The sequence below is a fragment of the Actinomadura rupiterrae genome (genome assembly GCF_024172125.1).
GTDB lineage: Bacteria > Actinomycetota > Actinomycetes > Streptosporangiales > Streptosporangiaceae > Spirillospora > Spirillospora rupiterrae.
In genome coordinates this window covers 651,383-677,311 of sequence record NZ_JAMZEA010000004.1, presented here as the reverse complement: position 1 = coordinate 677,311, position 25,929 = coordinate 651,383, and the positions used below count along the sequence as shown (strand labels likewise).

Sequence of the window (25,929 nt, the reverse complement as noted above, 5' to 3'; positions counted from 1 at the left end):
CTGTTATCGGGTGCGTCCTGGACGACTGGACGGAGCGGTGCGCCGAGGGCCTGCGCTCGGCGGAGTGATGCTCGTCTGGGGGACGACGTCATTGGCGGCTAGGGGAGCGGGCACAACTGATTCCCTCGGCGCGGTGAGGGCGCGGACGGCGTCCTCGATCTCCGGGGCGAGCACGGCCTCGATGCGTCCGGCGTTGATCCCGGCCCACTGGGCGAGGCCGGCCGCGAGGCAGGCGTGATTGACCAGGTCACGGGGAGTGGGTGTCCCACGTCGCGCGTTGGCGAGCCGGATGTTCGCCGCTGCTTCGACGAAGGCGGCCTCGGCGCTGGCAGCGCTGGAGATCGGACCGCGGGTGGTCGCCACGATCGGGAACGGGTCAGCGCTGCGCAGGTGATCGGCCTGTATCCGGGACCGGCGTTCGGGCACTCCGGGGAAGACGACGGTGCATTCCGGTGCGTCGCCGGGATGCAGCTCGCTGACATAGCCCGGGGTGGTGGGTTTCCCGGAGGTCTGTGCCCAGCGAGCGACTTGTACCTCGGCGCCGACGTGCCAGCTGTCCTCCGACTGGACGGGTTCGGAATAGCGTCGTGAGGGGCGGGAGTTGCCCAGCCGGGCGTGGCTGGCCGGGTAGAAGTCGATGCGGTGATGCTCGGCGTAGGCGGCAAGGTCGCCGATCATGCTGCTGATCCGGGACGCGGCCAGGCCCTTGTCATCGCGGTAGGAGCCTGCACCGGGCAGGTCGATGATGTCCTGCTCGTAGACGTCCAGGAGAGTCTCGGCGCTTTCGATCGCGTCAAGACCCTGGGGACCGGGCACCCGGTCGGCTCGGTTCGGTGGAAAGGACATGGATGTCTCCAAGGGAGGAAGAGTTCAGGGGCGGGGTCTGGGCCGGGGCGGCGGCTCACGCCTCGGGTGCGGGACCGCTGGAGGCGTCTGCGCCCAGAAGGGAGAACTGGGGAGGCCGCTGGCCGCCAGCTGGGCGGCGTTCATCGAGCCGGTGGAGATCTCGGCGGCGGCCTGCATGATCGGATGTCGGAGCGACTCGCGGACGCGGGTGGCGGAGACTCCCGCCCAGTCGGCCAGCGCCGTGCCGAGGAGGGTCTCGTCGGTCAGGTCGCATGGGCTGGCGCTGCCGTGCAGACGGCGCGCGGTAGCAGCGACGAGCCGCCGCATGGCTTCGGAGGGACGGGTCACTTCGACGGACCCGAGAGAGACCCCTGGGAACGGCGCGGTGGAGCGCAGTCTCGATGCCTGGATGCGGACCGGCGCAGGCACTCCGGGGAAGGCCACCGTGCATTCGAGCGATCCGTCCGCCGCGTGGTGGAGGTCGGCGATGTAGCCGCGCGTAGGCGGAAAGGATCCCGAGCGGGGGATCACTTCAACGGCTTCGTCCACCTGCCAGCCGAGATTCGCCGGATGCTCGAACTCCGGGGTGTAGACCGAAGCGCGTGATCTGGCCAGCGCAGCGATCTGGGCCGGGTCGAGGCTGAGCTGGTGCTGATCGGCGTAGGAGGCCAGGTCGCTCAACAGGGCATTGATGAGCTTGCGAGCGACAGCGGGGCTCTCGCGGTAGGAACCGGTGCCGGCCGGCATCGCGAACTGCTGCTCGTAGGCATCGAGGGCGCTCTGACTACGGCTGATGGCATCGCTCATCGCTTGCCTCCCGCGCGGCGAGATGAGGTGCGTTTCGCCGACTTGGCCCGTCCGGAGGAGGCGGCTTCGGCAGATGCCTTTGTGGCAGCAGGCTTCGTCGGGGAGGCTCCCGACGGGCTGTCGTGGGCTGCGAGCTGCGCCGAGGTCTCCTGCGCGCGGATGCTGACAGCTGCCGGCAGATGCTCGAACGGCCACAGCTTCTCGGCGGGGACCCCCGTCCAGGCAGTCAAGGCCTCCGCCAGACGGGACAGCTCGGCCAAGTCGTCGGACGCGGGCGCATCTCCGATCCGGCAGGTGGCGCAGATCCGGTCTGCGACACGGAGATACTGCTGGTCGGCGGCGAGCGCGCCGGACAGCGTCCCGCCCGAGACCTTCACCTCGCCAAACGGAGACCACTCCATCAAGGCTGAGGCGGGCAGCTCCGTCTCCCGCGGCTCGGCGCCCGGGAAGGTGACCTCGTACCGTTGATCTCCGTCCTTGCCCATCCGGACTGCGGTGACGTAGCCCGGGGTGCGCGTTGTGGTCTTGTCGTAGGCGCCGTGAACCTTCACCTCGGCGCCGATATCGAAGGCCGTTCGTTGAGTCGCGGGCGGAGCGGAGCGGTTCTCGGCCACTTCCAGCAGGCGGGTGGTGTCGACTGCCAGGCGATGCTGGAGTGCGTAGACGGCCAAGTCCCGAACGAGGAACCGGACGACCGCCGCGGCGACCTCGGGATTGTCCCGGTAGGACGACTGGGACGAGGTGGCATAGGTGTCGAGCGCGGCCTGTGCCCGCGCGACCGGACGGCCCTTCATACGCCCGCCCGCTCGTCGAGCTGCGGGTCAGCCGCGTCCCACCAGCGCAAGGGCGGAGGCTCCATGCGTGCCAGGTGCGGTTCGAGGTGCTCGTCCTCGGTGCACTGGTAGAAGGGGCCGCGGGCACCGAGCAGGATGGGCAGCTGATGGTCCAGGTGGTCCCGGTACCAGAGGCCTATTCCGGTCGCGCCCTGGAGGCGGCACGCCTCCCAGGACTGCCACAGGGCGTTCAGCCGGGAGATCGCCTCGGCGTGCCGCCACCACTGGGCGCACCACCGGAACTCCCCGCCGAGCGTGCGGCGGTACATCGGGACGAAGTACTGGGTGACCCATGAGGTCACCGACGAGTAGTACGGCTTGGAGACGCGTTCTACGGCACGGGCGGGATCGGCACTGGCGGGGGTGTTCCCCGCCGCTGAGCGGACAGAGTCGGACACAGCAGGTACTCCAGGGTCGGAACGTTCATGGGACGTGGTCCTTTCGTGCGGTCGGATAGAACGTGCTGGTGAAGCGGTGATCAGCGCTCGGACGGTGCGTCCGAGTCCTTGCGGTGGTAGCGGCGGGCGGCCTTGGTGATGGCGAGGTCGGCTTCGGTGATCGCGGTGTTGATGCGGGTCGCGTACGGACCGCGGTACCAGGGCAGGAGCTTGATCAATGCCGGACGTGTGCCGGTCGCGAGCAGCAGGGCGGTTCCGGCGGGAAGGGCTCGGATGTCGGCCGCTTCCAAGATCTCCTGGCGGCGCAGGGAGATCTGCTCGGACGCGCGGCCCTCGCTATAGGTGATGGATCGGACGGGGACGTCGTGCTGGCCGATAAGGGTGGCCAGGTCGCGCGCGAGGCGCGGCGAGTCGATTCCGGCGCCGATGAGTTTGCGGGTGGCTGCGCCCCAGAGCGCGGCCATGCCCGGTTCGCCCCAGACGGTGACGCCCTGCTCGTAGGACTGGAGGATCGTGACCGGGACGATCCCGCGCGAGCCGAGGTGGGAGTAGAGCTGCGGCAGGTCGGCGATGCGGCAGATGTTGGCCGCCTCGTCCAGGACCACGACCATCGGGGGATCGAGACGTCCGCCGGACTGCTCGGCGCGGCGTTCGGCTGCGCGCATCGTGGTGTCGGTGAGCGCCGCGATCAGCGGGGCCGCGGCGCTGAGCGACTTCGACAGAAGGTAGAGCGTGTCGCGCGAGGCGGCGAACGCGTCCGGGACGAACACCGGGAGTTCGCTCTGCGGCGTGACCCAGGCGAGGATCTCCTGATCGCGCAGGCATTTCGCGGCGGTGCGGGCGGTCTGGTAGATGCCGTCGCGGGTCTCGACCGCGCCGTTCTGGGTGCCCTTCAGCGAGGACGCCATCAGGTGGAACCCGGCCTGCTGGAGCAGCTCGATGGGGGTGGGGACGGCCGGCTCGTCCAGCCACTGGGCGATGTGGTGCATCGACCGGCCGGACGTCGCGGCGGCCAGGAGCAGCGCGCACAGGAGGTCCTGCGCGGCAGGCCCCCAGAGATCTTTCTTCTGTCCATCGTCGACAGTGAGGACGAAGTGCCCGGCAAGGCGGTGCGCGTCCTCCACGGTGGTCAGTTCCGCGAGCGGATTCCACCACCATTCCTGGGCCTGGTAGGTGATCCGCTGCGGGTCGAAGAGCCAGATCTTGCCGCCGGTCTTGGCCGCGCGGACGGCCGCGATCGCCGACCACAGATCGGCCTTGTTACTGGTGGCGATGACCGCGCCTGGCGCCGACAGCACATGCGGGATGGACTGGGTGGTCGTCTTGCCGGAGCGCGGTGCCATGAACGCGACCACGGTGTCCTCCCAGGAGGTGAAGAGCGTGGCTCCCGATCCGCCTGGTTTGAGGCTCTTGCCCATCACCAGGCCGATGTCGTCCCGCGTTAGGTCGGCGGGGAGGCGGCCGCTCAGTGATCGCCGCAAGGCGACGGCGCGCGTTGCCGTCGCGTCCGGCGACAGTCCGGTCACGTCGGCACGTTCGCTCAGCGCGGCGACCGGGTCGTCCGGCGCTGTGACCCGCGCGGCCACGCGCTGCCACACAAACCAGGCGACCGCCCAGATCACGCCGGTGAACAGCGTGACGATCACGGCAACGAGAGCGGTTGGCGTCTCCGGCCACATGCGGGATGTGTCGTGATGCGCAAGCGCGAGCGCGAAGTCGGTGCCGAACGGCATCACGCGTCCGCCGACCAATGCGGCGGCACTGCGAGCCGCGGCCCAGAGCGTCCAAAGGCAGCCGACCGGAAGCCAGCACGCGATCAGCACCATCCAGCCGCCCGCCGCGTGCGAGGCCCAGATCGAGGCGCGCGGCCCAAGCGCCCGAGTCATGCGGCGCCTCCTCTGATGGCCTGGTCGGTGTCGTACAGGGCGAATTCGGGGCCGACCAGGGAGAGCTCGACGGGGATGCCGAGGCGTTCGCCGGTCTTGATGAGGTACTTGCCGCGTCCTGGATGGCGAGCGCCGGGCTGCCAGGAGTCGGGCGCCGACCACGAGCCGACCAGGTGCTGTTCGGGCCCGGTGAGGGGCGTGACCTGGTGGACGCCAGCCAGCTCGCGCGGTGGGAGGCCGGCCAGGACGGTGATGGCGGCTCGCTCGACGAAACCGCGGGCTTTCGCGCGGTCCTCCTCGGTGGCCAGGGCGTCGAGGTCGGCGAGCGAGTGGGTGATCATGATGGACGCCATGCCCTTGGCGCGGTTCAGGCGGGTGAGGGCGTCGGCGTGCTCGACCAGGCCCGGTGCTCCGCGGAGGGCTCGCCAGAGCTCGTCCATCACGCCCAGGTAGGTGCGGCGCGGGGCGCGGCCGAGGTCGGAGAGCGCGGCGCTGGCGTCCACCATCCCGAAGGCGTAAGCCCAGGTGCACAGCATGGCGGCGGTGAGCAGTTTGTCTCCGGCGGCCCGGACGCGGGAGATGTCGACGCTGATCGCCGGGGCGTCGAGGTCGAGCGGACGAGTCGTGGCGTTGTCGAAGACCCCGGCGAGTGAGCCGGTGAGCAGCAGGTCGAGGGTGAACACCAGCTCGCGGGTCTGCTTGCGGTAGACGGTGACCGAGTCGGTGCGCGTCACCGTGCGCAGTTCGGCCGGCCCCTGTTCGAGGATGCCCAGGACGTCGGGGATGGTCGGCTCGTGGTCGAGACGGTCGTCGAGCAGGTCGAGGGCGCGGCCGAGGACGACCTCTTCGGCGTTGGTGATGCGCGCTTCGCGGACCAGGGTCGCTAGCGCGAGGAGCAGCGAGAGACGGCGAGAGCGGATCTCCCAGCGCAGCGAGTCCGACTGGGCGCCGGTGACCGCCGCCAGAGGTCCGGCGTCGAGCGGGTTGATGCGGTCGAGGCCGCGTCCGACGCGGATGACCTGGCCGCCGAGGTGGTCCACCAGCATCGTGTAGTCCGGTTTGGTGTCACCGAGGACGATCGGCGTGGTGCCGGTCGCGACCGCTCCGGTGAGCAGACGCTTGACCAGCGTGGACTTCCCGGTGCCGGGCTGGCCGAGGACGAACATGCCGGGGTTGGTGACCAGGCCGGTGCGGAGCCAGGCGAGCGGGTCGCAGCACACGACCTCGCCCCAGAGCTGGTGCCGTCCGATCGGCGTGCCGACGGTCGGCGTTCCGGAACCGGCGGTGAACGGGTAGAGGCCGCAGACCTGGCTGGTGGTGGCTTGGAACTCGGGTGCGGCTTCGACGTGCGCGGCGCGTCCGGCCTGCGGGTCCCGCCAGCCCCATGCGGGAGCCAGGGGCTCGGCCATCGCGGCGGTTTCGGCGTCGATCGGTGCTTGTGTCGGCACGGGTGGGCTCCTTCCTAGCGTGGGAATCGGCGGGTCAGGTCGGCTGGACAGATCCCGCAGGGCAGCGTGGTGGCGAACGCGGCGGCTTGGCTGCCCCAGAGACGACGCAGCCGGATCTTGGCCGTGTCAGCGGCGGACTCCACGTGCGCGACCGCGCGGGGGAGCAGTGCGGGATCGGTAACGGTGATGGCCGCGTACATGGAGACCAGGCAGACGCCGGCACCGGCGGCTTCCTCAGCCGCTGCCTGCTGGGCACGTGCGGCGTCGATGCTGTCGCGAGCGGTTTCGTCGCGTCCGGTGCGGCGCCGGAACTGCGCGCGGAAGGAAGCCGCGTTGACCTCCTGCTGGACGACCCGACTCGCGGCGGCCGCCGGCAGCGCCCGGTACTGGAGCGTGATGCGCTTGGGAAACGGCCCGGGCGCGACCAGACCGGCCAGAATGTCGGAACGGACGTTCTGCCGTGGCGGTTCATGCCAACCCCAGCAGACCGAGACGCCACCGTCGTGTTCGTAGCGGTCGGTGTGTTCGCGGGCGAACAGCGGTCCGGCGTCGCCCCACCCCAGGACATCGGGGGAGCCGTAGGTCAGGAGCCGGTTGACCTCTCCGCGGCTCTGCGGGTCGAACGCGATCCGGACCGTCCCGGCGAGTTCGGCTGCGGTCGCACGGCCCAGGACGGAGACACCGCAGCTGCCGAGGCGGGAGGCCAAGCCGTCCAGTAGCCGGCCGAGTTCGGCTACGGCTTCGGGAAGCGCCCCCGGTTTGGTCGGTGAGGCGTTCGGGTCGAAGGTGATCGATACTCGGGTGTCCACGTCGGCGGCGGCAGCCGGAGCGGTGCGTACGAGTTCATCCAGGATCGTCTGAGCTGACTGTGGCGCTTCTGGGACCACTGAGCGGGATACCGCGTCGGCCAGTGTCGAGCCGGGCTCGGGAGCGGTATCGACGGTGACGCTGACCCAGCGCACCTGCGGAAGGTGCCCGAGTGCGGCGAGCCAGCCACCCCACGCTGCCACCCAGGTGTCCCCGTCGGCACGGTCGGCCAGCCAAGTGGACGCGGGGACGACGCGGAGCGTCGCGGTGAGCAGGCCGGTGCGGCGGTCCCAGACGATTCCGTAGCTGCCGGTGCGTCCGTCCTCGGCGCTGAGCAGTGTCAGAGGAGCCAGGACGCCGGGGAGCTGGAAGGCGCGCGGGTGATCCACCACGATTCCTGCGCGGTAGCGGGGGCGTCCGCGCCAGGCAGCCCACCACCAGCGAGCCCGCGCCAGGACGAGCCGTCCGACCGGGATTCCGCCGACGCGGACCAGGCAGAGACCGCCTGCCAGCAGCGCAGGGAGCGCGATGTAGGGAAGGGTGGTCGGCTTGATCGCGGCGAGCACGACGAGGACGAGGGCGGCCGCGAGGGCACCGAAGGTCGCTGTGGTGTCCAGACCGAGCAGGCCGATTCCGTGACGGCGTCGCCAGCCGCCGTAGGTACGGACCTCAGGCTCCACCTGCGCCACCTCCTGAGCCGCTCGCGTCGGCGGCCCCGGACGGTGCGTTCGAGCCGTCGCCGCCGCTTCCGGTCGGATTGCCGAGCCAGCGGATCATCTCCGGCCCGCGCTGCCGCTCCCGATCAGCCATCCGGACGGTGGCCGGGCCTACCGGCTCCCCGCCCGAAGGCGCCGAACCTGGAGTGGCGTCTGCCCCCTGCGTCGTACTTCCGGTCGGCGTCACCGTTCCGGCCAGATCCGCTTGCCCCGTTGGGGACGAGTTCGAGGACGCAGGCCCAGGAGCGCCGGTCGTGCCGTTGTCGAGCCCGTGCTTGTCACTTCCCGGACTAGGCGCGTTGCTGAGCCCGGCGCTGTTCTGGCCAGCGGGTGTGGCCTGGCCGGACGGGTGTTGATCGCCGAGTTGCTGAGACAGGAAGCTCGCGTGCTCGCTCGCCGAGCCGCTTCCGGAACCGCCGCCGGCCATTCCAGGCGCCCAGCCGTAGCCGCGCAGCGCGCCGATCGCGGTCAGCCCGCCCATGACGCTGTTCATGATCCCGCCGCCAGAGCCGGCTGAGACGTTGTCGGTCGTCCAGGTGAAGAACCGCAGCAGAACCGGGAAGGCGATCAGGCTGAGCAGCATCATCGCGAAGCCCGCGAGGAGGGTGTGCAGGTTCTTGCCGTTGCCGACGAAGGTGAACGCGGTGGCGTACACAGCCGCGGCGGCGGACTTGTAGAAGATCAGTGCGAGCATCCAGCCGGCGACCTTCTTGAACCATGCCTTGGTCGCGCCGGTCATCATCCCGGCCGCCGCCAGCGGCAGGAGGCCAGCGAGCAGCACGATCGCGGCGCCTCGCAGTAGCAGCAACAGCGCCTGGACGATCCCGATGAACAGGGCGACGATTCCGAGGATCACCACAAGCACGGTGGGGACGCCCTGCCCGGCGATCATCAGGTTGGTCATCCGGTTGGCGAACCCGCCCGAGGCCGAGGCATCCAGCACCCACGACACCCACTGGTCGCCCCATTCGAGGAGCCTGTTGGGCAGGACCACACCGAGGACGCTCACCACGGCCAGGACGGCGATGCCGGTACCGGCGTCGATGAGCGGAGTTGCGCGGCGCAGCAAGGCCAGCTTCGCGGCCACCACCAGCAGCGCGCCGACGGCCACTGCGATCGTGAGCGGCTGCATCAGCTCGTGCATCCGGGCGACGGCGGGCTCGGACTCCAGGTTGGGAGACGGTGTCTCGACCCACCAGGCGGAGGTCTGGGAGATGAACCACTTGACCGCAGCCGTGACGGCCTTGGCGAGGCTGTCCAGCGCGTTGCCGCCCGCCTCGGCGGCCAGGTCAGGCAGCGGCACGCCGAAAGCGTGCCCGCCTCCTTGGTGTTTGCCAGCCTGGGCGCATTGCGGATCCAGGACGGTGCTACAGGGTGGCGCGAGCGGCGCGGGTGGGAGGAGCATCATCGGCCGCCTCCTGGGGTGGGGAAGCGCGTGTAGCCGTCCAGCGTGTTGACCGGTGTCGCCGAGGCCTGCCAGCTTCCGCCGGGCGGGGCGAGGACGCGCCAGTCACCGTCGCGCCATTGGAGCTGAATGCGGGTGGCTGCACGGACGACCTGGTCGCTGTCGCCAGGGCCGGCGGACACCACGTCCAGGCTCGCGGTCTCGGGCGTGTAGCCCTGCCAGCGGAACCCCTCCAACACGACGTAGGCGTGCGGGGCGCTTGGTGGGGGCGGGGCGGTGTTGATCGAGGCGAGCATCCCGATCGTGTCCGGCCCGACGAACTGGGTGTTCACGGTGGACATGGCGGTCGCCAGCCCCCAGCGCGGATCGGACCGCACGGACAGATGGACGGCGGCGAGCAGCGCCCCGAGCGGGCTGTGACCAAAGCCGGCGACACGGTCCCCGGCGACGGTATGCGGTCCCTCGGATGCCGAATACGGCATCCGAAGACCGTGGAAGTCCTGCCAGGTCAGCCCGTCCAATGGAGTCGCGGGGGAGAGCTGGAGCACGGCGGAGCTGGATGTGGGACGCGTGGTCCGCACTTCGTCTCCGTGATTCATGAGCGCCAGCGTGCCGAGGTCGAGCGTTACGGCTGTGGCGGTGCTGAGCAGCAGGACGCGGCGGTTCATTTGAAGAACACCCCCACGATCGCCGAGGCCGTGGCGGCCAGGCTCAGCCCGCCCAGCACCCAGGGGATTCCGGTCGCGCCGTCGGCGGCGAAGGTGGAGCGGTTCTTGCGGCCGATCGCCATCTGCCCGGCGCAGATGAACAGGCCGGCGACGCCGCAGATGAGCACCGCCCACTTCCCCCAGCTGAGCAAGGTGTTCACCTTCTCGTCCAGACCTGGTGGCGGGCTCGGTGCCGGGTCGGGCACCTGCACACCGGCACCCGATCCGCCTGGTGACGGCGCAGCCTGCGGTGGCCAAGCCAAGCGGCTCAGCTCCAGCAGGTCATTGAAGGACGGGAACATCAGTGCTCCTCCACGCCCGGTGAAGCGGGGCCCGACGGCTCGGCGGCCAACGCGAGGATCCGGTCCAGTGCCCGGCGCCCCTTCGACGGAAGGGAGATCCATGTCGGGTCGGTGGTCAGGCGAAGGGCCGGCATGAACGGCACCCGGACCACCCCGGCGACCTGCGGTGCCAGTAGCGCGAACCGCGAGCTGGCGTCCTGCGGTTCACCGAAGCCGTCGTCGACGATCGCCAGCACCCGCACGTGGTGGCCGGCGCGCCTCAGCCGGTGCTGGGCGGTCACTGCTCGACGGGAGCCGGCGACGGTGTTGCGCGCGACCAGCACCAACGGCGTGTCGGCGACGTCCGGGAGGCGATCGGTGGTGCCCAGGTCGACGGCTCCAGCGAGCAGAGCGGCCAGTGTCGAGGTGCCCGCTCCGCCGTGCGCTCCGATCAGCCGCAAGTCGCCTGGACTGAGCGTGCCGGGGGAGCGCGGGCGTGGGGTGGTCAGGTTGAGTTCGATTCGTCCGAGTTGCATCCGGAGACCTCCGGTTCGACTTCGCAGAGTTGCGATGCGAGCACCGTACGTGGCAAAATTACAGAGCGCAAGCATCACCAAAGAAAGTCATCACGCTTCAACGCATCGAAGAACGTGCTTCCGCAGTGCCACATCCGCGAGAATGAAGGGCGAGACGATGACCGCGACCCCAGGAGCCGACATGGCAGACCGAACCGGCGACGACACCGGTAGCGACACCGGCCGCGACCCGGACGTGCTGACCACGGCCGAACTCGCCGCCAAGCTCGGCCTGTCCGCGCAGACCGTCCGCCGGATGGCGCACGCCGGACAGATCCCGGCGCTCAAGACCGGCAAGGACTTCCGCTACTCCTGGGAAGCGGTCCGCGAGGTGCTGCGGCAGCCCCACCACGAACCGGGGACCGCCGATGAACCAGCCGCCGACCCGTCCAAGGGCGCGGGCTACCGAGCCCAGCGCCGCGCCCGCACCGGAGCCACCACCGACGACTGACCCGCCCCCGGCCCCGGCTCGGTCGCGATGCTGAAACTCGCCGCCGCGGCCGGAGCCGCCTTCTCAACCCTGCTGGTCGTCCTGCTCGCTTCAGGCGCGTCGTCCAGCACCGCAAGCCTGGATGTCGCGGGCGCACCCACCGCCTTCGCCCGCCGCGACATCCCGCCCGACTACCTGCGCTGGTACATGGATGCGGCGCAGACCTGCCCCGGGCTGTCCTGGGCGGTGCTGGCAGCCATCGGCAAGTCCGAATCCGACCACGGCCGATCCACTCAATCTGGCGTCCACTCGGGCGAGAACTACGCCGGGGCCGGCGGCCCGATGCAGTTCCTTGCCGCCACCTTCGCCACCTACGCGGTCGACGGCGATGGCGACGGACGCACCGACCGCTACAACCCCGCCGACGCGATCTACTCCGCCGCCCGCTATCTCTGCGCCAACGGCGCTGGCAAGGGCGGCGACCACCTGCGCGCCGCGATCTACGCCTACAACCACAGCGGCAGCTACGTCGCCGGCGTCCTCGCCTTGGCCGCCAAATACTCCGCGCCCACCGCCTCCACCCGCGGACAGGCCGCCGTCCGCGCCGCCCTGCGCTGGCTCGGCACTCCCTACTCCTGGGGCGGCGGCAACGCGTCCGGCCCCACCCGCGGCAGCGCCCAAGGCGCCAACACCATCGGCTTCGACTGCTCGGGCCTCACCGTCTACGCCTGGGCCCAAGCCGGAACCCACCTGGACCGCGTCGCCGCCGACCAGTACCACGACGGCCCCCACGTCCCGCGCGACCAGCTCGCACCCGGCGACCTCCTGTTCTTCGCCCACGACCCGAGCAACCCCGCGTCCATCCACCACGTCGCCCTCTACCTAGGCGACGGCCGCATGATCCACGCGCCGCACACCGGCGATGTCGTCCGCATTTCCACCTTCACCGGCGACCCGTACCGCGAACGCGAATACGCCGGCGCCACCCGTCCCTGAGCGGAGGCCGCATGCCCCCACGCCCGCAAACCGCACCTCACCGCCGACGCGGCGACCCCGATATCCACCGCGCCCCACGCCGAACCCACCACCCCCGCCGACCGGCCAGGAAACCGCCCTGCGGGCCGCTGCGCGCCTTCAGCTTCGGAGGCGGCTGGCAATCGGTCGCCGCTCTGGTCCTGGCCGCGCGCGGAGACCTGGACTTCGACACCTTCCTGTTCGCCAACGTCGGCGACGACAGCGAGAACCCCGCCACCCTCACCTACCTGCGCCGCCACGCCATCCCCTACGCCAAAGCCCACAACCTGACCATCCGCGAACTGCGCCGCATCCGCCGCGACGGCAGCATCGAAACCCTCTACGGCCGCCTCACCCGCGAAGGCTCCCGCTCCATCCCCATCCCCGTCCGGATGAGCAACGGCGCCCCCGGCACCCGCTCCTGCACCGCCGACTTCAAGATCCGCGTCATCGGCCGCTGGCTCAAAGCCCACGGAGCCACCGCCACCAACCCCGCCACCATCGGCATCGGCATCAGCGTCGACGAGATCCACCGCGCCAACACCCGCCGCGCCGAACCCTACGAACGCATCGTCTACCCGCTACTCGACCTCGGCATCCGCCGCGCCGACTGCCCCCGCATCATCCGCTCCGTCGGCCTGCCCGTCCCGCCCAAGAGCGCCTGCTGGTTCTGCCCCTTCCACCGCCTCACCGCCTGGCAGGACATGCGCCGCGATAACCCCGCCCTGTTCACCCGAGCCTGCGACCTGGAAACCCTCATCAACACCCGCCGAGCCACCCTCGGCAAAGACCCCGTCTACCTCACCCGCCACAACACCCCCCTCGCCACCGCCGTCCCCAACGCCGACACCCTCCCCTTCGGCGACGACCCCGAAAGCACCTGCGACACCGGCTGGTGCTTCACCTGACCCGCCGATCAAACAGGCAAGGAGCCACCGTGAACACCATGAACCTCGATGAACTTTCCGGACTCCCAACCGTCGTGAGCCTCACTACGGCGGGGCGTGCGTTCGGACTGTCGCGCAGCTACGCCTACGAACTCGCACGACGAGGAGAGTTCCCCTGTCGAATACTCCGCATCGGGGGCTGCTACCGGGTCCCCACGGTCGAACTTTTCGCGACCTTGAGGGGCGAATGCCTCACTTCAGGTAGATAGGGCACACCCTGAGGGCGGGCGAATGGCCCGCCCCCAGGGCACGCTCGCCTTGCCTTGTGGCTAGATTTCAAGCCCAGGCTTGAAATAGGCTCAGGCCGAGGGTTGAATCACTGTGAGTGAGCGAGAAACAACTGCATGGTGACGACGGGCCTCCAGAGCTCCCGATAGACCGCGTGATCGAGCTGGCGAGACAGCTCGCAACCGGGACCTCCGACCTCGGCGACCTCGACCCCATACCCCGTGCGCGCGCCACAGAGCCACTCGCCGCCCTCGCTAGATCAGTCATTGGTGGGCTAGCCGCCGTACGGCGAGAAGCCTTCCGCCAGGCATGCGACGAGGGGATGACCCTCACGCAGATCGCGGATGCACTCGGTGTCAGTCCTCAGGCCGTTTCCCTGACACTCAGGAAGCGGCCTGACGACTAGCCGGGTTGCCCAGCTGGCCCTGGCGGAAGGACGGTGAGCCCACTCCGGAGCGGGGAAGGGACCAACAGTGAGGGGCGTCGTCTTCAAGCGATGCGGATGCAGGAACTCCAAGACCGGCAAGCCCTACTCCGAGGGCAAGTGTCCGCAACTGGAGAAGAAGGGGCACGGTGCCTGGTGGGGACGCTACGACGCTCCCAGAAGCGCCGACGGCAAACGAAGGCAGCCTCGCGTCGGGCCGTTCGACAGGAAGAAGGACGCTGAGTCGGCGCTGGCCGAAGAGGTGGCCACCGTTGAGTCACACGGGCAGGAGATCGATCGGCGACTCAAGGTGGCGCTCTACCTGACGGAAGTCTGGCTCCCAGAAAAGAAGAAGACTCTGTCCAAGGTCAGCTACGACGACTACAGGGAGATCGTCACTCTCTACCTGCTCCCAGGTCTCGGACATCTCCGTCTCGTCGGCGTGCGTGACAAGCACGCGTCTGACCTCTACAGGGCGATCCTTCAGATCAACAGGCCACTGGCCGACGGAGAGAAGCCCAGCGACCTCCTGCTTCGGCTTCTGGAGGCCAGAGCTCCCTCCGCCAAGAAGCCCGGTGAAGGGGAGACGGCTCGCCGCAAGCAGACCAAGCCGATCTCGCCTTCCAGGGTGAAGAAGATTCACGCCGTGTTGCAGTCTGCGATGAACTGGGCGGAGAAGTCCAAGCGGCTGAAGCACAACCCGATCAAGCACGTGGAGCCGCCAAGAATCAAAGGCAGGAAGGTGAAACCCCTCGTCTGGACGTCGGAGCGCATCGAACGCTGGTTGGAGACCGGGAAGGCGCCGGGGCCGGTCATGGTCTGGAGCCCCGCGCACACCGGAACGTTCCTCGACTTCGCGATCGCCGCCGAGGAGAGGATGTACGCCTTGTTCCACGTGGTCGCCTTCCGCGGGCTGCGACGTGCCGAATCCGCCGGTCTGGCCAGGGACGACGCCGATCTCACGCGTGCTGGCAGTGTCACTATCCGGGAGACCCTGCCCAATGACGTTGACGAGTACGACGACGGTTACGACGACACCAAGACCCCCGCCGGAGAGCGCACTGTCGCACTCGACAAGGCCACCTGCGAAGTTCTCCTCGACTGGCAGAAGCAGCAGGGCCGAGAGCGCCTTGCCGCTGGATCAGCGTGGGTGGACTCCGGCAGATTCTTCACCCAACCAGATGGCCGGGCGCTTCGTCCCCAGTGGATCTCGACGCGCTTCGAGACCCTCATCAGGAAGTACGCGACCTACCGTCGGAGGTACTACGACGAAGGCTGGAGCGTCGAGCAGATCGCTCGAAGGCACCGCATCCACGAGCAGGCGGTGAGGATCGCGATCGAAGGGGGGCCGCTTCCTCCGATCCGCTTCCACGATCTCCGCCACGGCGCGGCGACACTGGCGTTGGCCGCCAACGTCAACATGAAGGCGATCAGCGAAACACTCGGCCACGCCCGGTTCTCGTTCACGGCCGACACTTACGGGGCGGTCCTTCCAGAAATCCTCACGGGAGCGGCGGAAGCCGCAGCGGCAGTGGTGCCACGTCGGTCGGCGTCCGAGCCGGAGCCGGCCCCGCCGAGTGAGCCCTCGCGCGAGTCGAACGTGATCTCCCTGGAGACGCGTCGCCGGGGGCGCGTTGGCCACACCGGGTAGTCGCGCCATCGGCACTCTGGGCTGGGCTGGGAGGGTGCATGTCGGCGCCGTGTGCCCATCATGTGCCCATCACGGGCGGCAAAACGGGCATACGGAACGCGACAGGGGCTCTGCCAATGATCTTGCTTTCGGCAGAGCCCCTGGTCAGAAGCGGAGGATCGGGGATTTGAACCCCGGATGGGCGGTAAACCCAAACCGCATTAGCAGTTACTGATAGTGCGGTTCCCGTGTGTTCGCGACTGTCCGCGACCTGCGACTACGGCCATGAGCGGACAGGGGAGGACGGCCCCGGAATGCAACAGCAAATGCAACACACAGCACCCGTTGGAGGGAGAGGGAAAGCCCGGCGCCCGGTCGCTCTCCGTGAGGATCACCCAGGAACGGTAGATCATCCAGACCTCGCCGCTTCCGCAGGGAGCCGGCGAGCAGCCCTGCGGACACTGTAGACAAGAGTCGGCTCCGTCCAGGGGGCGCCCCCTGCTTCTTCTGCGGCCCGAACAGCCAGATGGCATCCGGTCCGGAAGCCTGGATTCAGGCGTTGGTGGCGGTCATGCTCGTTGCATGCGACGAGTGAGTGTGGATGTGGACCTCTACTGGCGTGGACGAAGGCAGCTCAACTTCACCAGCCGAGCCGACCCGGACGAGCCTGGCGACCTGCAGGGCCTCTTGGACGAAGCCATCCGTCGTGACCGTGCCAGCAACGGCCGTCGGGTCGCCGACTATGAGATCAGTGTCCGCGTCAAGGGCACGGACAGGCCACTCCTCAGATACACGGGACGCTGATCTCAGCTGTGCCCGCGCTGGGGACACACTCCCTCCATCCGATCTGCCAGAAGGCCGGTCACCCGTGCGACGGGTGACCGGCCTTTTTGGGTTCGGTGAGGAATCAGCGCCCCGAGGTCCAGCAACAGCAGCGTGTCCGCCGACAAGCCGGGGCGGTCCCGGCCTCGCGGGCTGTTGATCGCGCCGCCCTCGCGAGTCCACAAGGCGGCGGCGCTACCCACAGGGGAGTGGCAGACTAGAGAGCCTAGGTGTGACGGAGGGAGGGCAATGAGTGCACAGCCAGTGAGTCACCACGGTGACCCACATGACCCGGTGATCATCCTGACCCAACTGCCTCAACGCCTACGAGAGGTCTTCCGGCAGGAGTACGAGGCGGCCGTGGAGGCCGCACGGGCACCCGAGGGCTACCAGTCGCTGCAGGCATTCCTGCAGCAGTGGAGCGTCCGCGCCAAGCTGTACGCCGACCCCGCCTACTGGGAAGCACGCGAGGCTGCCCGATCCGGCGAGGGCCCCACTTACACGATGGAGGAAGTCGAAGCCATGCGGCGCTCCGCGTGAGCTGGCGCGTCGAGTTCTCGGCCACCGGCGCCCAGCACACCGTGGGACTTCCTGAAACTGCATACGTCGCCCTGAACAAGACCCTGGCTCTGCTGCTTCAGGACCCGTGGGCGCTCAGCAGTCCCGATGACCCCGAGGATCCACTCTTCCGCTGGGCGCCGTTTGATGAAGGCATCGGAGTGGTCATGTTCAGACTCAACGCTGAACAGGAGATCGTGCACGTCTACGAGGTGGCCTGGGCTGGGTGACCCGATACACCAGGGCCTCAGAAGCAACCGGAGCTGTCGCCGGGTGCCGCACCTCGGGGCGCGCTTCTGACCCACCTACACTGGGGTACCCCGGTCTTCGATCAGGAGGGCGTCCCAGTCCATGGGCGATGTTGCGACGGGCGTTGAAGCCGCGATCCGTAGTTTGATCAATTCCGGTGAGTTCGGGGTTGGGGACCGGTTGCCCTCGGAGCGCGACCTTGCGCAGCGGCTGGGTGCAGGCCGCACCACGGTCCGCCAGGTCCTAGCCAAGCTCGTCTCGGAGGATGTTCTTCATGTTCGGCATGGCAGCGGCTACTTCGTAGCTCCTCATAGATGGCGAAGCGGCGAAGACAAGGCTCTCGTCCCTTGGACCATTCGCGGTGAACGCACCCTGTACGACTCCCGCTGGGTCCGGCTCGGTCTAGTGGACGTTGAGCCGCCTGGTGTTGATCGCTTCGAGCACCATGTTGTCCATCTCCAGCGTGTGGCCATCGCAGTGGTGCTAGACGATCGTGATCGGGCGTTGATGCTCTGGCGGTACCGGTTTGTCCCCAACAAGTGGGGCTGGGAACTTCCTGGCGGGATCGTTGACGAGGGTGAGGACCCACGGCAGGCGGCGCTCCGAGAGGTGGAGGAAGAGACCGGATGGCGGCCGCGCGCCCTTGAGCGCATCGTCACTTTCGAGCCGATGGTGGGGATGGTCGATTCACCTCACGAGCTGTTCGTCGGACGTGGGGCCGACAAGGTTGGCGAACCAACGGATGCCGAGGAGGCCGGCGAGGTCGCCTGGGTGCCCCTGAGCGACGTGCACCGGCTTATCCGTAAGGACGAGCTGATGGGCTCGGGAACGCTAGTTGGGCTTCTTCATGTCATCGCGTTCGGAGCATGATGCGCCCCTGACTATCGGATCGTTTCGCCGAGCTGGGCGATGCGTCGGCGGTACCGGATCGAGCCGGTGCGATTCGCAAGGAGCTTCGCTTCGCGTACCTGCTGGGCGGCTTCCGCATACTCGCCACGGACAAGGTGCGCCTGGGCGAGGTCACAGTGGAGACCAGCGCGAGCGCGCACAAAGGTCGGATCAAGCGAGTCCAGGACTGCGTACTGTGCCGCTACCGCCTCCTCGTCCCCCAGCAGGGCGAGAGTGTGGCCCCGCCAACGTTCGAAGTGGACAGTGTTGAGGAAGACGCTTGCCAGGTCAGGATCGCGTGGTTCCTCGGTGCCCGGCATCGCCTTGGTTGCTCGATCAAGGGCTTCGCGAGCGCCGGCAGCGTCGGCAGTGAGGGCTCGAAGTTCCGCTTCTGCGGCGGCAAGCCAGGCGCGCAGGCGCTCGGACATCTTCGCCCCGCCGATCCGCTGGGCCTCCACCACCAGGTCAACCGCTAGACCTGGGCGCCCTGCGTCTGCGAGCACGAATGCTTGCTCGCCCATCGCATGTGCCAGGTAGAGACGGTCCTCAGCTTCCTTCGCCGCCTGCTTCCCCTTCTCGTAGTGCCTCCACGCTCGTTCAATTGCGCCGACATCGAGCGCCTGCCATGCCGCCAGTGTCGCTGCTCCTGCTAGCTCACGTGCTACGGGACGCCGAGCATCCGGCAGGACTGCGAAGGTCAGTGCTTCCTCAAGCGTGCTGAGGTGAGCGTTCATCTGATCGACAACGCTGAACGCGCCAACCATGCGGTCCTGCGTCCGCAGGAGTTCGGTTTGACTCACGAAGGTGGCGACCATCGAACGACTCACCGCGTGTGCAGTGTCGATGTGCCGGATGAGCTCTGCGTAGCCGTCCGCGTCCGCCAGCGGCTCGCCCCCATCAAGCAGTTCCTCATCCGTCCACCCCAACAGCGCTCTGAGGATCGTCCGGTACGGCTCTGAGATCCGGCGACGCCCGTTCTCCCAGCTGGAGATGTAGGTCTTGAGGCTCGCGGAGTTAGCGATCACTACATGGGGATGCTTCTCGACATATCTCTCGATGCGGCCGAGGAGATCGCTCTGAGACCATCCGCGAGCTTCGCGGGCCTGCTTCAAGCCGAGTGACATGAGCGCAGCCGATCCAGGAGGGGCTAGGGGCTCTCTGTCCTTCGAGGATGCCGCATCGAACGGCAGAGGCAACAGGGGTTAACAGTGGCCGGTTAACAGTTGCCGCCTGTTCGCCGTGTACCTCCGCAGCCGACCCTATCTGTGCGGCTACGGCCAACCTGTTCCACAAGTTGATCTGCCGCGGTTCATTGACAGTGGTTCGAACCAGTTGCATGATTGGTGCGAACCAACCAGGAGTCGGACGGACGAAGGCGGAATCTTCGGCCCTGCGGCTCCTGCCAACTGAAGACGCGGCCCCAGGCGGGATGACGATTCACGAGGTCCCCGCGGTGGTCACCGCGATTGATCGTGCAAGTTGCGGCGCTTGCGTCGTCTGGTCCGCATCCGGGCTTGTGGTGCCGGGTGCGGAGTGGTGGACACGAGGACCGTTTCACCCGCCTGGCTTGTTCTCGGAGGTGCTGATGCAGCACAACGGCCGTCCCCCGATCTCCGTCTCTGATCTCCCGCTGAACCACGTGAACCTGCGCCGTCCCGAGGGCGACCGCGCTGAGGGTGAGCGCACGATGCTCATCTGCGGCGACTGCGGGACGTGGGTGTCGCTGAGGCGGCACATGGTGTTGCCGCATCGGCGCAGCCACCGCAGTGAGGCCGAGATCCGCGCGTTCGCCTACGGCCGCCGCACCGCACCGCTGGAGCGCTGGCACCGGCAGGAGCGCTGCCCGGGCAGCGGCCAACGCGTGATCACTGACCTGTCCTACGAGTCCTGGCGGTCGCGGCTGGCCGAGGCCGCCGCCGACGCCGGCACCCGCCGCAGCGCCCGGACCATGGTCAAGCCGACCCCGGCGCTGCCGCCGTCGCTGACCCAGATGGCCACCGCCCGGCGAGAGCGGGAGATCGCCGCCCGTTCGGCCCGCGCCCGCGCCCTGATCGCCGCCCGCACCTCCGTCTCGTCCGGCGAGGGATAGCCCCGCGTCGCGTCGTCCACCTGGCGTCCCGGTCAGCTGCCCTCACGGGCCCGGCCGGGACGTCGTCGTTTCCGCCCCTTTCTGCCTGTGGAGTGTTCATGAGCAGCAACGCCTACCTCGATCTCGATCTGATCCATCCGCACCCGGCCAACGTCCGCGAATCGCTCGGCGACCTGACCGAGCTGGCCGACTCGATCCGCGCCCAGGGGCTGCTGCAGCCGCTGGTGGTCCGCCCCCACCCGACCCGCCAGGGCCACTTCGAGCTGCTGGCCGGGCACCGCCGGTACGCCGCCGCCCGCCAGGCCGGCAAGCACGGCGACCGCGTCCCGGTGGTGGTGCGGCACGCGGTGAGCGACGCGCAGGCGATCGAGTTGATGTTGGTGGAGAACTGCCAGCGCGTCGAGCTGAACCCGATGGAGAAGGCCGAGGCGATCGAGTCGCTTCTGCATCGCGGCTATTCGCAGGCCGATGTGTGCAAGGCGACGGGGTTCGCCTCGGGCACGGTGTCGGGCCTGGTGGCGCTGCTGGACCTGGACGACCGGTCCCGCGCCAAGGTCCGGACCGGGGAGATCACCTCGACCGAGGCGGTCGCCGCGGTCCGCCGCACCCGCGCCAAGCAGCGCTCCAAGTCGGGGAAGCCGGCGACCTGGGAGTGGGAGCCGGACTACCTGACCGGCACGCACCCGCTGGCCAAGGCCGCGCGCAAACTGTGCGACGCGCGCGAGCACACGATGCGCCGCCGGATCGGTAAGACCGCGTGCGGCCAGTGCTGGGAAACCGCGATCCGCCAGGACGAGCGACTGGTGCACGACACCACCACCCTCCGCGACGCCCCCACCGTCCGCGACGGCCAGGCCGTGGCCGCCGCCGGCCCGTCCGCCTCGGCGGCCTGAACCTCAACCCGCCGCCTTCGTCAGCGAGCGCCTCCGCTCGGTCGTCCCGACCGGGCCTTGGGGGCGCTCACCGTTTCCGCCCTCTGGATTCGCCCCCGTGATGGGAGTCGCCGTGATGAACGACCGGATGATCGCCGTGCTGGTGGAGCGCAACTGCCGCCGCGCCGAGCTGCTGGACCGCATCGCCCGCCGCGCCGCGAGCCCGACGCCGCCGACCGGCGACAACCCCGACCCGGTGCCGGACGCGCCGCCCGACCGGCGATGACCCGCACCTGCAAGACCCGCCGTCCGGTGCGCGCGGCCGCCGGTTCCGGCCCGGTCCTGGTGGTGCTGTGTTTCGGCTGCGCCGGAGCCCGCACCGACCCGGGCGGCGGGCCCTGCCGGCGCTGTGACGGGTCGGCGGTCGACCCCAACCCCGACGGCCACCGGCCGTCCCACGAGCCCGCCGATCGGCGGGAGCAAGGAGCATCCGTGCAGACCTTCGACCCCGTGAAAAGCCTCGCCCCCGACGGGACGGGCGTGTTCTGGCTGAACGAGCACTACGACCGCGACCGGGCCAGCGACGGGATCTCCCGGTACGGCGCCTACCTGCGGCAGAACCTGCACCGGTTCGACCCGTGGGGTGAGGGCGTGGACACCGACCCGGCCGACTTCACCGCCGCCGCGTGGCAGGTCGCGACCAGCCCGATCATGTCCCCGGCCTACCTGGCCTGCCGGTGGGACCGGGTGCTGTCGACGGCCATCCAGCGGGCCGAGAACGGTGCGGCGCTGGCGAACCTGGAACTGGCCGCCACCGCACCGCGCGAGCTGGACGGCCGGATCACCAGCGGTTGGAACACCTGGACGCACGACCGTGGGCTGCGCGCCTACCTGGAGCCGTCGCAGGAGCAGATGGCGCTGTACCCGACGCTGCTGCCGCGGGTGAACCTGCTGCTGCCGGTCCCCGCCGCCAAGCTGCACCAGCCCTCCCCGACGCTGACCGGCCAGCGCCCCGACAAGGTCACGGACGCCCTGCTGACCGGTGCCGCCAAGCGCGTGGTCGCGACGCTGGCGGTGGCGCTGAACGAGCTGCTGGTGCCGATCGTCGCGGCGATGGAGCAGGGGCGGCCGCTGTGACCGCCCGGCTGGTCCGGATCCGCCTGTCCGGCGACGACACCGATCTGCGGCAGCTCATCGACACCTTCCGCCAGCGGGTGACGGTGCACGAGGAATCCGCCCCGTACCCCAACGGCCGTGACCCCGGCGTCCGCCGCTACCTGCTGATCGAGCTGGCCGACGACGCGTCCGCCGAGCCGTCCGCTGAGCCGCCTGGCGAGGGGAGGTGAACCCGATCCGGTCCCTTTACGGCCGGATGCTGCTGTGCGCGGTGATCGCCGTGGCGGTCGCGTTCGGAATGAGCTTCGTCCTGCGGGTCCTTGTGGGCTCGTGACCTGCGCGGGCCCGGCCGGTGGTGACGCACCGGCCGGGCCCCGCCGACCCCTTCCAGTTGACCCCTGGAGGTGGACCGACATGTCCATCATCACCCGCCTGCGGCACATCCGCAGGCGGCCCTGCACCGCATGCGACGACCGGCGCCGGATGTGGAACCCGCCGGTCGGCGCGATTCCCTGCCCGATCTGCCGCCCCCGCACCGCGCCGCCGGCCTGGACCGACGGAGCGCTGCCGTGATCCACCCGCTGCTTGACGCCAACGGCCTGCCGGATGTGTCCCGGCTGGACGAGTGGACCGCCACCTGCGACACCTGCCCGTCCACGACCGCCCTCGCCCGCACCACGCCCTGGTTCATCGGCCGCCGCGACACCACCTGGTGCCCGGCCTGCTGGCGCGCCGTCTGCGACCGGCTCCTGCACCAAGCGCTGCGCCCAGACGGCGCCCGCGGTGTCCTGGCCGACCTGCACTACCTGCCCACCCGCGCCCGGCTCACGGCGACCCGCACCCGGCATCGCCTGACCCACCAGCTCGCCGGCGTCTTTACCGGGCGCACCCGCCCCGCCCGCTGACCGCGCTCGCTCCACCACTTGCCCCACGGACCGGCCTCGGCATGCCCTGCGTTCGCCGAGGCCGGGCCTTCCGCCTCTCCCTTGAGGATGTCCATGACCACCCAAGCCCTTCCCGTCCGCACGCTGACTGCGCCGGTCGACGGCCCGGTGCTGCTGACCATCGACCTGCCCGACGGCGCCATCCAGACCGTCACCGAACCCGGCCGCGCCCGCGCCGAAGTGGTCCTCACCGCCACCGGCAGCCATCCGGCCCTGGGCGATGCGATCGCCGCCGCCACCATGACCGCCGACGGCACCGGCCTGACGGTGCGAGTCCCGGCCGCCTCCACCGGCACCGGCCCCTTCGCCCATGTCGGCGGCAGCACCTTCACCGCGATCAACACCGGCGTCATCACCGGGATGACCATCACCAACGGCCACGTCAGCTTCGACGGCGCCCAGCTCGACGGTGACGACGTCACGACCGGCGGCTTTGGCCGCCTGACGGTCACCGCCCGCCTGCCCGAGGAATCCGGGATCGTCGCCACCACCCGCACAGCCGACCTGGACACCTCCGGCAGCGCCAAGGGCGTCAAGTTCACCTCGAAGTCCGGCGGCATCAAGGCCGACCGGCTCCGATACCTGATCGCCGAGACCACCTCCGGCGCCATCAGCGCCCAGGCCGCTGAGCGCGTCCTAGCGCTCAGCACCTCCGGCGCCATCCGTATCGGCCGCACCCTCGACATCCGCGCCCAGACCAAATCGGGCGCGATCACCATCGGCGACTACACCGAACTCCCCGGCGGGGGCACCGCCGACCTGGACACCACCTCCGGCGCCATCACCCTCACCGCGACCGGCCCCGGCACCGTCACCGCCCGCTCGGTCACCGGCCCGATCACCATCACGCCCGGCCCGCACCTGAACCCCGCCACCCTCACCGTCCACGTCACCAGCCGACGCGGCCGGGTCCGCACCCCTGGAGGCCACCGATGAGATCTCTGGTTCCGCGGCTGCTGGCGCTGATCGGCACGGCCGGCACCCGGATCATGTGGCTGCTGCGCACCGTGCTGCTGGCGCTGGCCGGGGCCTGGTTCCTGGTCTGCGTGACGGCGGCGGACTGGATGCTGCTCCGCTCCCTCGACCGCGTCCTGGCCGTCCTGGTGCTGACGGCCGCCTGCACGGTCGCGGTCCTGCCGTTGCTGTTCCACCTGACCGGGCGGTGGCACCGATGACCACCCTGCTCCTAGCGACGGTGATCTACCTGGCGCGGATCGTGTTCCGGCTGACCGCCCTCGGGATGGCTGCAGGCTGGACCGTCTTCGGGGTGCTGGCGCTGGCCGACGGCCACCCCGCCTTGGCGGTGCTCGCGGCGGCCGGTGCGGGCTTTGGCCTGCACGTGCTGCGCGACCTGTTGAGCAGGCCGCTGTGATGGCCGCCCCGCCCACGGCGTTGTCCTGCCGGCCGCCGCTGCCCCGCTCATCCTGCTGCCAGGCCCCCATGTCGGGCGGCCCGGCCGTGCTGTGGTGCGGCACGTGCGGACGCCAGGTCCACGCCTCCCACCTCACCCGCGAACGCCCCGCACCCCCACCACAGCCGACCGCCGTCGGCCCGAGGTGACCACCATGACCGAATCCCACCAGCACCAGGTCCAGCAGCTGGCGGACCGGGCCTTGAAGTTGGCCGCCGCCCTGGACGCCGCCGCGCTCGTGCTGGACGACGCGCCCGATGAGCACACCCGCAACGCCGACACCGACCTGCACATGGCCCGGCAGGAGGCGATGGACACCGCCCGGCACCTGCTGGGCGTCACCGCGCTCTGGCGAACCGGGGATGCCTCCACGACCTGGCCCCCAGCCGCATCCACCGAACAGCACCTGCGCGACCTGCGCCAGTACGCCCTGAGCCTCACCGGCGACCTGCGCGACCTGGCCGCGGCGCTGAAGAGGGCGACCGACCGCAACCAGCAAGCGGGCTGGTGGGTGGCCGAAGCCGCCGCCACCTCCCGCGAGATCTCCACCCGGCTGCTGCGCACCCTCCGGCTGCTGCAACGCATCAGCAGCGTCCCCGCCGACGCCTGCCGCATGGACCGGCCCGCCTGCCCCATCCACGGCGCGACCATCTGCACCTCCGGCGGCGAAACCTGGTGCCAGACGCCCGGCTGCCCGTACTGGTGGCCCTATGACCGGTGGGACACCCCCTGCCCCGAGCCGGTCACCCACCAGGTCACCGACGCCACCGGCACGATCCGCCGGGTCTGCAGCGGCCACGCCGTCGCCGCCCGCCAGACCGGCACCACCATCACCCGCCTGAACCCCGCCCAGCCGTAACCCACCCGACTGCCCCTGCACGCCCCCGGCCCTCCGGACCGGGGGCTGTTCGTCGTTCCCTTTGTTCGGAGGTCTGATGGCCCGCTTCAACCGCACGCCCGCGTCGCCGCCCGATCGGTCACCCGAGCGCACCGCGCCCGGCCCGGCCGCCATCTCCCAGCCGCCGCCGTCGCGGCCCGCCGACGGTCTCGGGCCGCTGGCGACCGCGTGGCGCAGCGCTTTGGACATCGCCGAGCTGCAGGAGGCCGAGCGGCACCGGCGCCGGGTCCGGCTGGGCATCGCCGCGGTGTTCTTCGCCATCGGCGCCGGGATCACCATCCCGGCCCTGACCAGCCTGCACCCACTGCGGCACCTGCCGGTGCTGGCCGTCCCGGCCGCCGTGCACGGCTTCCTGATCGTCGCGGCGATCGTGGGCCTTTCCTGCCTGTTCCGCGGCCTGATCGAGCGGTTCACCGCCTACTACCGGTTCACCCGGCGCGGGTGGGCGTGGTGGCCGGTCCGCCGCTGGTACGCGCCCGGCTCCTACGCCTGCCTGCGCTACCCGGCCGAGGCTGCTCAACCGGCCGTTGTAATCGAGGGCTGGGTCGACTCCCCGCTCTGCGACCAGCCGTGGGTGCTGATCCGCCAGGACGGCCACAGCGCCCATTGGGTGCGCCTGTCCGACCTGCAGCCGATCCCGCCCCGCACCCCCTGACCTGCCCGACTCCATCAACCCCTCCGCGGCCCGTCACCTCTCCAC

General features: G+C 69.8%; 33 protein-coding genes. 21 read left to right on the top strand and 12 right to left on the bottom strand.

The features are described 5' to 3' along the window. Nucleotides 1-3: 3 nt before the first annotated feature. From FHU30_RS16150 to FHU30_RS16100, 11 genes are all read right to left on the bottom strand, one after another. A complete protein-coding gene (locus FHU30_RS16150; protein WP_253876562.1) occupies nucleotides 4-846 on the bottom strand; it encodes a hypothetical protein in 843 nt (280 codons plus the stop codon). A gap of 24 nt (nucleotides 847-870) precedes the next feature. Next, nucleotides 871-1,653 carry a hypothetical protein gene (locus FHU30_RS16145; RefSeq protein WP_253876560.1) on the bottom strand — a complete coding sequence of 261 codons (783 nt, stop codon included), beginning with the start codon at nucleotides 1,651-1,653 and terminating at the stop codon, nucleotides 871-873. Further along, complete coding sequence (locus tag FHU30_RS16140; RefSeq protein WP_253876559.1) at nucleotides 1,650-2,447, bottom strand: hypothetical protein; 798 nt, start codon at nucleotides 2,445-2,447, stop codon at nucleotides 1,650-1,652. The genes FHU30_RS16145 and FHU30_RS16140 overlap by 4 nt, the downstream gene beginning before the upstream one ends. Continuing rightward, nucleotides 2,444-2,884: a DUF4913 domain-containing protein gene (locus tag FHU30_RS16135; RefSeq protein ID WP_253876557.1), complete on the bottom strand. Its 441-nt coding sequence runs from the start codon at nucleotides 2,882-2,884 to the stop codon at nucleotides 2,444-2,446. The genes FHU30_RS16140 and FHU30_RS16135 overlap by 4 nt, the downstream gene beginning before the upstream one ends. An 80-nt stretch (nucleotides 2,885-2,964) precedes the next feature. Beyond that, entirely contained in the window at nucleotides 2,965-4,770 is a 1,806-nt protein-coding gene (locus FHU30_RS16130) for a type IV secretory system conjugative DNA transfer family protein (protein ID WP_253876555.1), read from the bottom strand. Further along, entirely contained in the window at nucleotides 4,767-6,218 is a 1,452-nt protein-coding gene (locus FHU30_RS16125; protein WP_253876553.1) for a putative type IV secretion/conjugal transfer ATPase, read from the bottom strand. The genes FHU30_RS16130 and FHU30_RS16125 overlap by 4 nt, the downstream gene beginning before the upstream one ends. A 14-nt stretch (nucleotides 6,219-6,232) precedes the next feature. Next, nucleotides 6,233-7,705, bottom strand: coding sequence for an SCO6880 family protein (locus tag FHU30_RS16120; RefSeq protein WP_253876551.1), 1,473 nt, complete (start codon nucleotides 7,703-7,705; stop codon nucleotides 6,233-6,235). Next, nucleotides 7,695-9,044 carry a hypothetical protein gene (locus tag FHU30_RS16115; protein WP_253876549.1) on the bottom strand — a complete coding sequence of 450 codons (1,350 nt, stop codon included), beginning with the start codon at nucleotides 9,042-9,044 and terminating at the stop codon, nucleotides 7,695-7,697. Before FHU30_RS16115 ends, FHU30_RS16120 begins: the two co-directional genes overlap by 11 nt. A 101-nt stretch (nucleotides 9,045-9,145) precedes the next feature. Next, on the bottom strand, nucleotides 9,146-9,814 hold the full coding sequence (locus FHU30_RS16110) for a DUF8175 domain-containg protein (protein ID WP_253876547.1): 669 nt from the start codon (nucleotides 9,812-9,814) through the stop codon (nucleotides 9,146-9,148). Further along, entirely contained in the window at nucleotides 9,811-10,155 is a 345-nt protein-coding gene (locus FHU30_RS16105) for a hypothetical protein (protein WP_253876545.1), read from the bottom strand. Before FHU30_RS16105 ends, FHU30_RS16110 begins: the two co-directional genes overlap by 4 nt. Next, nucleotides 10,155-10,670: a P-loop NTPase family protein gene (locus FHU30_RS16100; RefSeq protein ID WP_253876543.1), complete on the bottom strand. Its 516-nt coding sequence runs from the start codon at nucleotides 10,668-10,670 to the stop codon at nucleotides 10,155-10,157. The genes FHU30_RS16105 and FHU30_RS16100 overlap by 1 nt, the downstream gene beginning before the upstream one ends. Before the next feature lie 181 nt (nucleotides 10,671-10,851). Between FHU30_RS16100 and FHU30_RS16095 the strand changes: the two genes are divergently transcribed. The 9 genes from FHU30_RS16095 (at nucleotide 10,852) to FHU30_RS47070 (ending at nucleotide 17,881) form a co-directional block, all read left to right on the top strand. Beyond that, the gene (locus tag FHU30_RS16095) at nucleotides 10,852-11,160 is read left to right on the top strand and encodes a helix-turn-helix domain-containing protein (RefSeq protein WP_253876541.1); all 309 of its coding nucleotides are present in this window, start codon (nucleotides 10,852-10,854) and stop codon (nucleotides 11,158-11,160) included. 27 nt (nucleotides 11,161-11,187) lie between these two features. Continuing rightward, a complete protein-coding gene (locus tag FHU30_RS16090) occupies nucleotides 11,188-12,135 on the top strand; it encodes a C40 family peptidase (protein ID WP_253876539.1) in 948 nt (315 codons plus the stop codon). Nucleotides 12,136-12,146: 11 nt separating this feature from the next. Next, a complete protein-coding gene (locus tag FHU30_RS16085) occupies nucleotides 12,147-13,061 on the top strand; it encodes a phosphoadenosine phosphosulfate reductase (protein WP_253876537.1) in 915 nt (304 codons plus the stop codon). A gap of 38 nt (nucleotides 13,062-13,099) precedes the next feature. Beyond that, the gene (locus FHU30_RS16080) at nucleotides 13,100-13,309 is read left to right on the top strand and encodes a helix-turn-helix domain-containing protein (RefSeq protein ID WP_253876857.1); all 210 of its coding nucleotides are present in this window, start codon (nucleotides 13,100-13,102) and stop codon (nucleotides 13,307-13,309) included. 116 nt (nucleotides 13,310-13,425) lie between these two features. Then, nucleotides 13,426-13,734 (top strand): helix-turn-helix domain-containing protein, encoded by a 309-nt coding sequence (locus FHU30_RS16075; protein WP_253876536.1) that lies wholly within the window; start codon nucleotides 13,426-13,428, stop codon nucleotides 13,732-13,734. A 67-nt stretch (nucleotides 13,735-13,801) separates the two neighbouring features. Beyond that, a complete protein-coding gene (locus tag FHU30_RS47075; RefSeq protein ID WP_253876534.1) occupies nucleotides 13,802-15,403 on the top strand; it encodes a tyrosine-type recombinase/integrase in 1,602 nt (533 codons plus the stop codon). Between the two features lie 1,095 nt (nucleotides 15,404-16,498). Then, a complete protein-coding gene (locus FHU30_RS16065; protein ID WP_253876531.1) occupies nucleotides 16,499-16,744 on the top strand; it encodes a DUF6247 family protein in 246 nt (81 codons plus the stop codon). Next, entirely contained in the window at nucleotides 16,741-16,992 is a 252-nt protein-coding gene (locus FHU30_RS16060; RefSeq protein ID WP_253876529.1) for a hypothetical protein, read from the top strand. The genes FHU30_RS16065 and FHU30_RS16060 overlap by 4 nt, the downstream gene beginning before the upstream one ends. Nucleotides 16,993-17,113: 121 nt before the next feature. After that, on the top strand, nucleotides 17,114-17,881 hold the full coding sequence (locus tag FHU30_RS47070) for an NUDIX domain-containing protein (RefSeq protein ID WP_308211306.1): 768 nt from the start codon (nucleotides 17,114-17,116) through the stop codon (nucleotides 17,879-17,881). A gap of 11 nt (nucleotides 17,882-17,892) precedes the next feature. Here FHU30_RS47070 and FHU30_RS16045 read toward each other — a convergent pair whose 3' ends face one another. Then, complete coding sequence (locus tag FHU30_RS16045) at nucleotides 17,893-19,023, bottom strand: NsdA family TPR-like regulatory protein (RefSeq protein ID WP_253876527.1); 1,131 nt, start codon at nucleotides 19,021-19,023, stop codon at nucleotides 17,893-17,895. A 461-nt stretch (nucleotides 19,024-19,484) separates the two neighbouring features. Here FHU30_RS16045 and FHU30_RS16040 point away from each other — a divergent pair, with 461 nt between their 5' ends. The 12 genes from FHU30_RS16040 to FHU30_RS15985 all read left to right on the top strand — a co-directional run bounded on the left by FHU30_RS16040 (nucleotide 19,485) and on the right by FHU30_RS15985 (nucleotide 25,884). Continuing rightward, nucleotides 19,485-19,988, top strand: coding sequence for a hypothetical protein (locus tag FHU30_RS16040; RefSeq protein ID WP_253876525.1), 504 nt, complete (start codon nucleotides 19,485-19,487; stop codon nucleotides 19,986-19,988). A 98-nt stretch (nucleotides 19,989-20,086) separates the two neighbouring features. Then, a complete protein-coding gene (locus FHU30_RS16035; RefSeq protein WP_253876523.1) occupies nucleotides 20,087-20,881 on the top strand; it encodes a ParB/RepB/Spo0J family partition protein in 795 nt (264 codons plus the stop codon). 115 nt (nucleotides 20,882-20,996) lie between these two features. After that, entirely contained in the window at nucleotides 20,997-21,146 is a 150-nt protein-coding gene (locus FHU30_RS16030) for a hypothetical protein (protein WP_253876521.1), read from the top strand. Continuing rightward, nucleotides 21,143-21,997, top strand: a complete 855-nt coding sequence (locus FHU30_RS16025; protein ID WP_253876519.1) for a hypothetical protein — start codon at nucleotides 21,143-21,145, stop codon at nucleotides 21,995-21,997. Before FHU30_RS16030 ends, FHU30_RS16025 begins: the two co-directional genes overlap by 4 nt. Beyond that, entirely contained in the window at nucleotides 21,994-22,206 is a 213-nt protein-coding gene (locus FHU30_RS16020; protein ID WP_253876518.1) for a hypothetical protein, read from the top strand. The genes FHU30_RS16025 and FHU30_RS16020 overlap by 4 nt, the downstream gene beginning before the upstream one ends. 184 nt (nucleotides 22,207-22,390) lie before the next feature. After that, on the top strand, nucleotides 22,391-22,549 hold the full coding sequence (locus FHU30_RS16015) for a hypothetical protein (RefSeq protein ID WP_253876517.1): 159 nt from the start codon (nucleotides 22,391-22,393) through the stop codon (nucleotides 22,547-22,549). Beyond that, nucleotides 22,546-22,881, top strand: a complete 336-nt coding sequence (locus FHU30_RS16010) for a hypothetical protein (RefSeq protein ID WP_253876516.1) — start codon at nucleotides 22,546-22,548, stop codon at nucleotides 22,879-22,881. Before FHU30_RS16015 ends, FHU30_RS16010 begins: the two co-directional genes overlap by 4 nt. Before the next feature lie 93 nt (nucleotides 22,882-22,974). Then, complete coding sequence (locus FHU30_RS16005) at nucleotides 22,975-23,856, top strand: DUF4097 family beta strand repeat-containing protein (protein WP_253876515.1); 882 nt, start codon at nucleotides 22,975-22,977, stop codon at nucleotides 23,854-23,856. Beyond that, the gene (locus FHU30_RS16000) at nucleotides 23,853-24,095 is read left to right on the top strand and encodes a hypothetical protein (RefSeq protein ID WP_253876514.1); all 243 of its coding nucleotides are present in this window, start codon (nucleotides 23,853-23,855) and stop codon (nucleotides 24,093-24,095) included. The genes FHU30_RS16005 and FHU30_RS16000 overlap by 4 nt, the downstream gene beginning before the upstream one ends. After that, nucleotides 24,092-24,292, top strand: a complete 201-nt coding sequence (locus tag FHU30_RS15995) for a hypothetical protein (RefSeq protein ID WP_253876513.1) — start codon at nucleotides 24,092-24,094, stop codon at nucleotides 24,290-24,292. The genes FHU30_RS16000 and FHU30_RS15995 overlap by 4 nt, the downstream gene beginning before the upstream one ends. A 193-nt stretch (nucleotides 24,293-24,485) precedes the next feature. After that, a complete protein-coding gene (locus tag FHU30_RS15990) occupies nucleotides 24,486-25,190 on the top strand; it encodes a hypothetical protein (RefSeq protein ID WP_253876512.1) in 705 nt (234 codons plus the stop codon). A gap of 76 nt (nucleotides 25,191-25,266) precedes the next feature. After that, nucleotides 25,267-25,884, top strand: a complete 618-nt coding sequence (locus FHU30_RS15985) for a hypothetical protein (RefSeq protein WP_253876510.1) — start codon at nucleotides 25,267-25,269, stop codon at nucleotides 25,882-25,884. The last annotated feature ends 45 nt before the right edge of the window (nucleotides 25,885-25,929 follow it).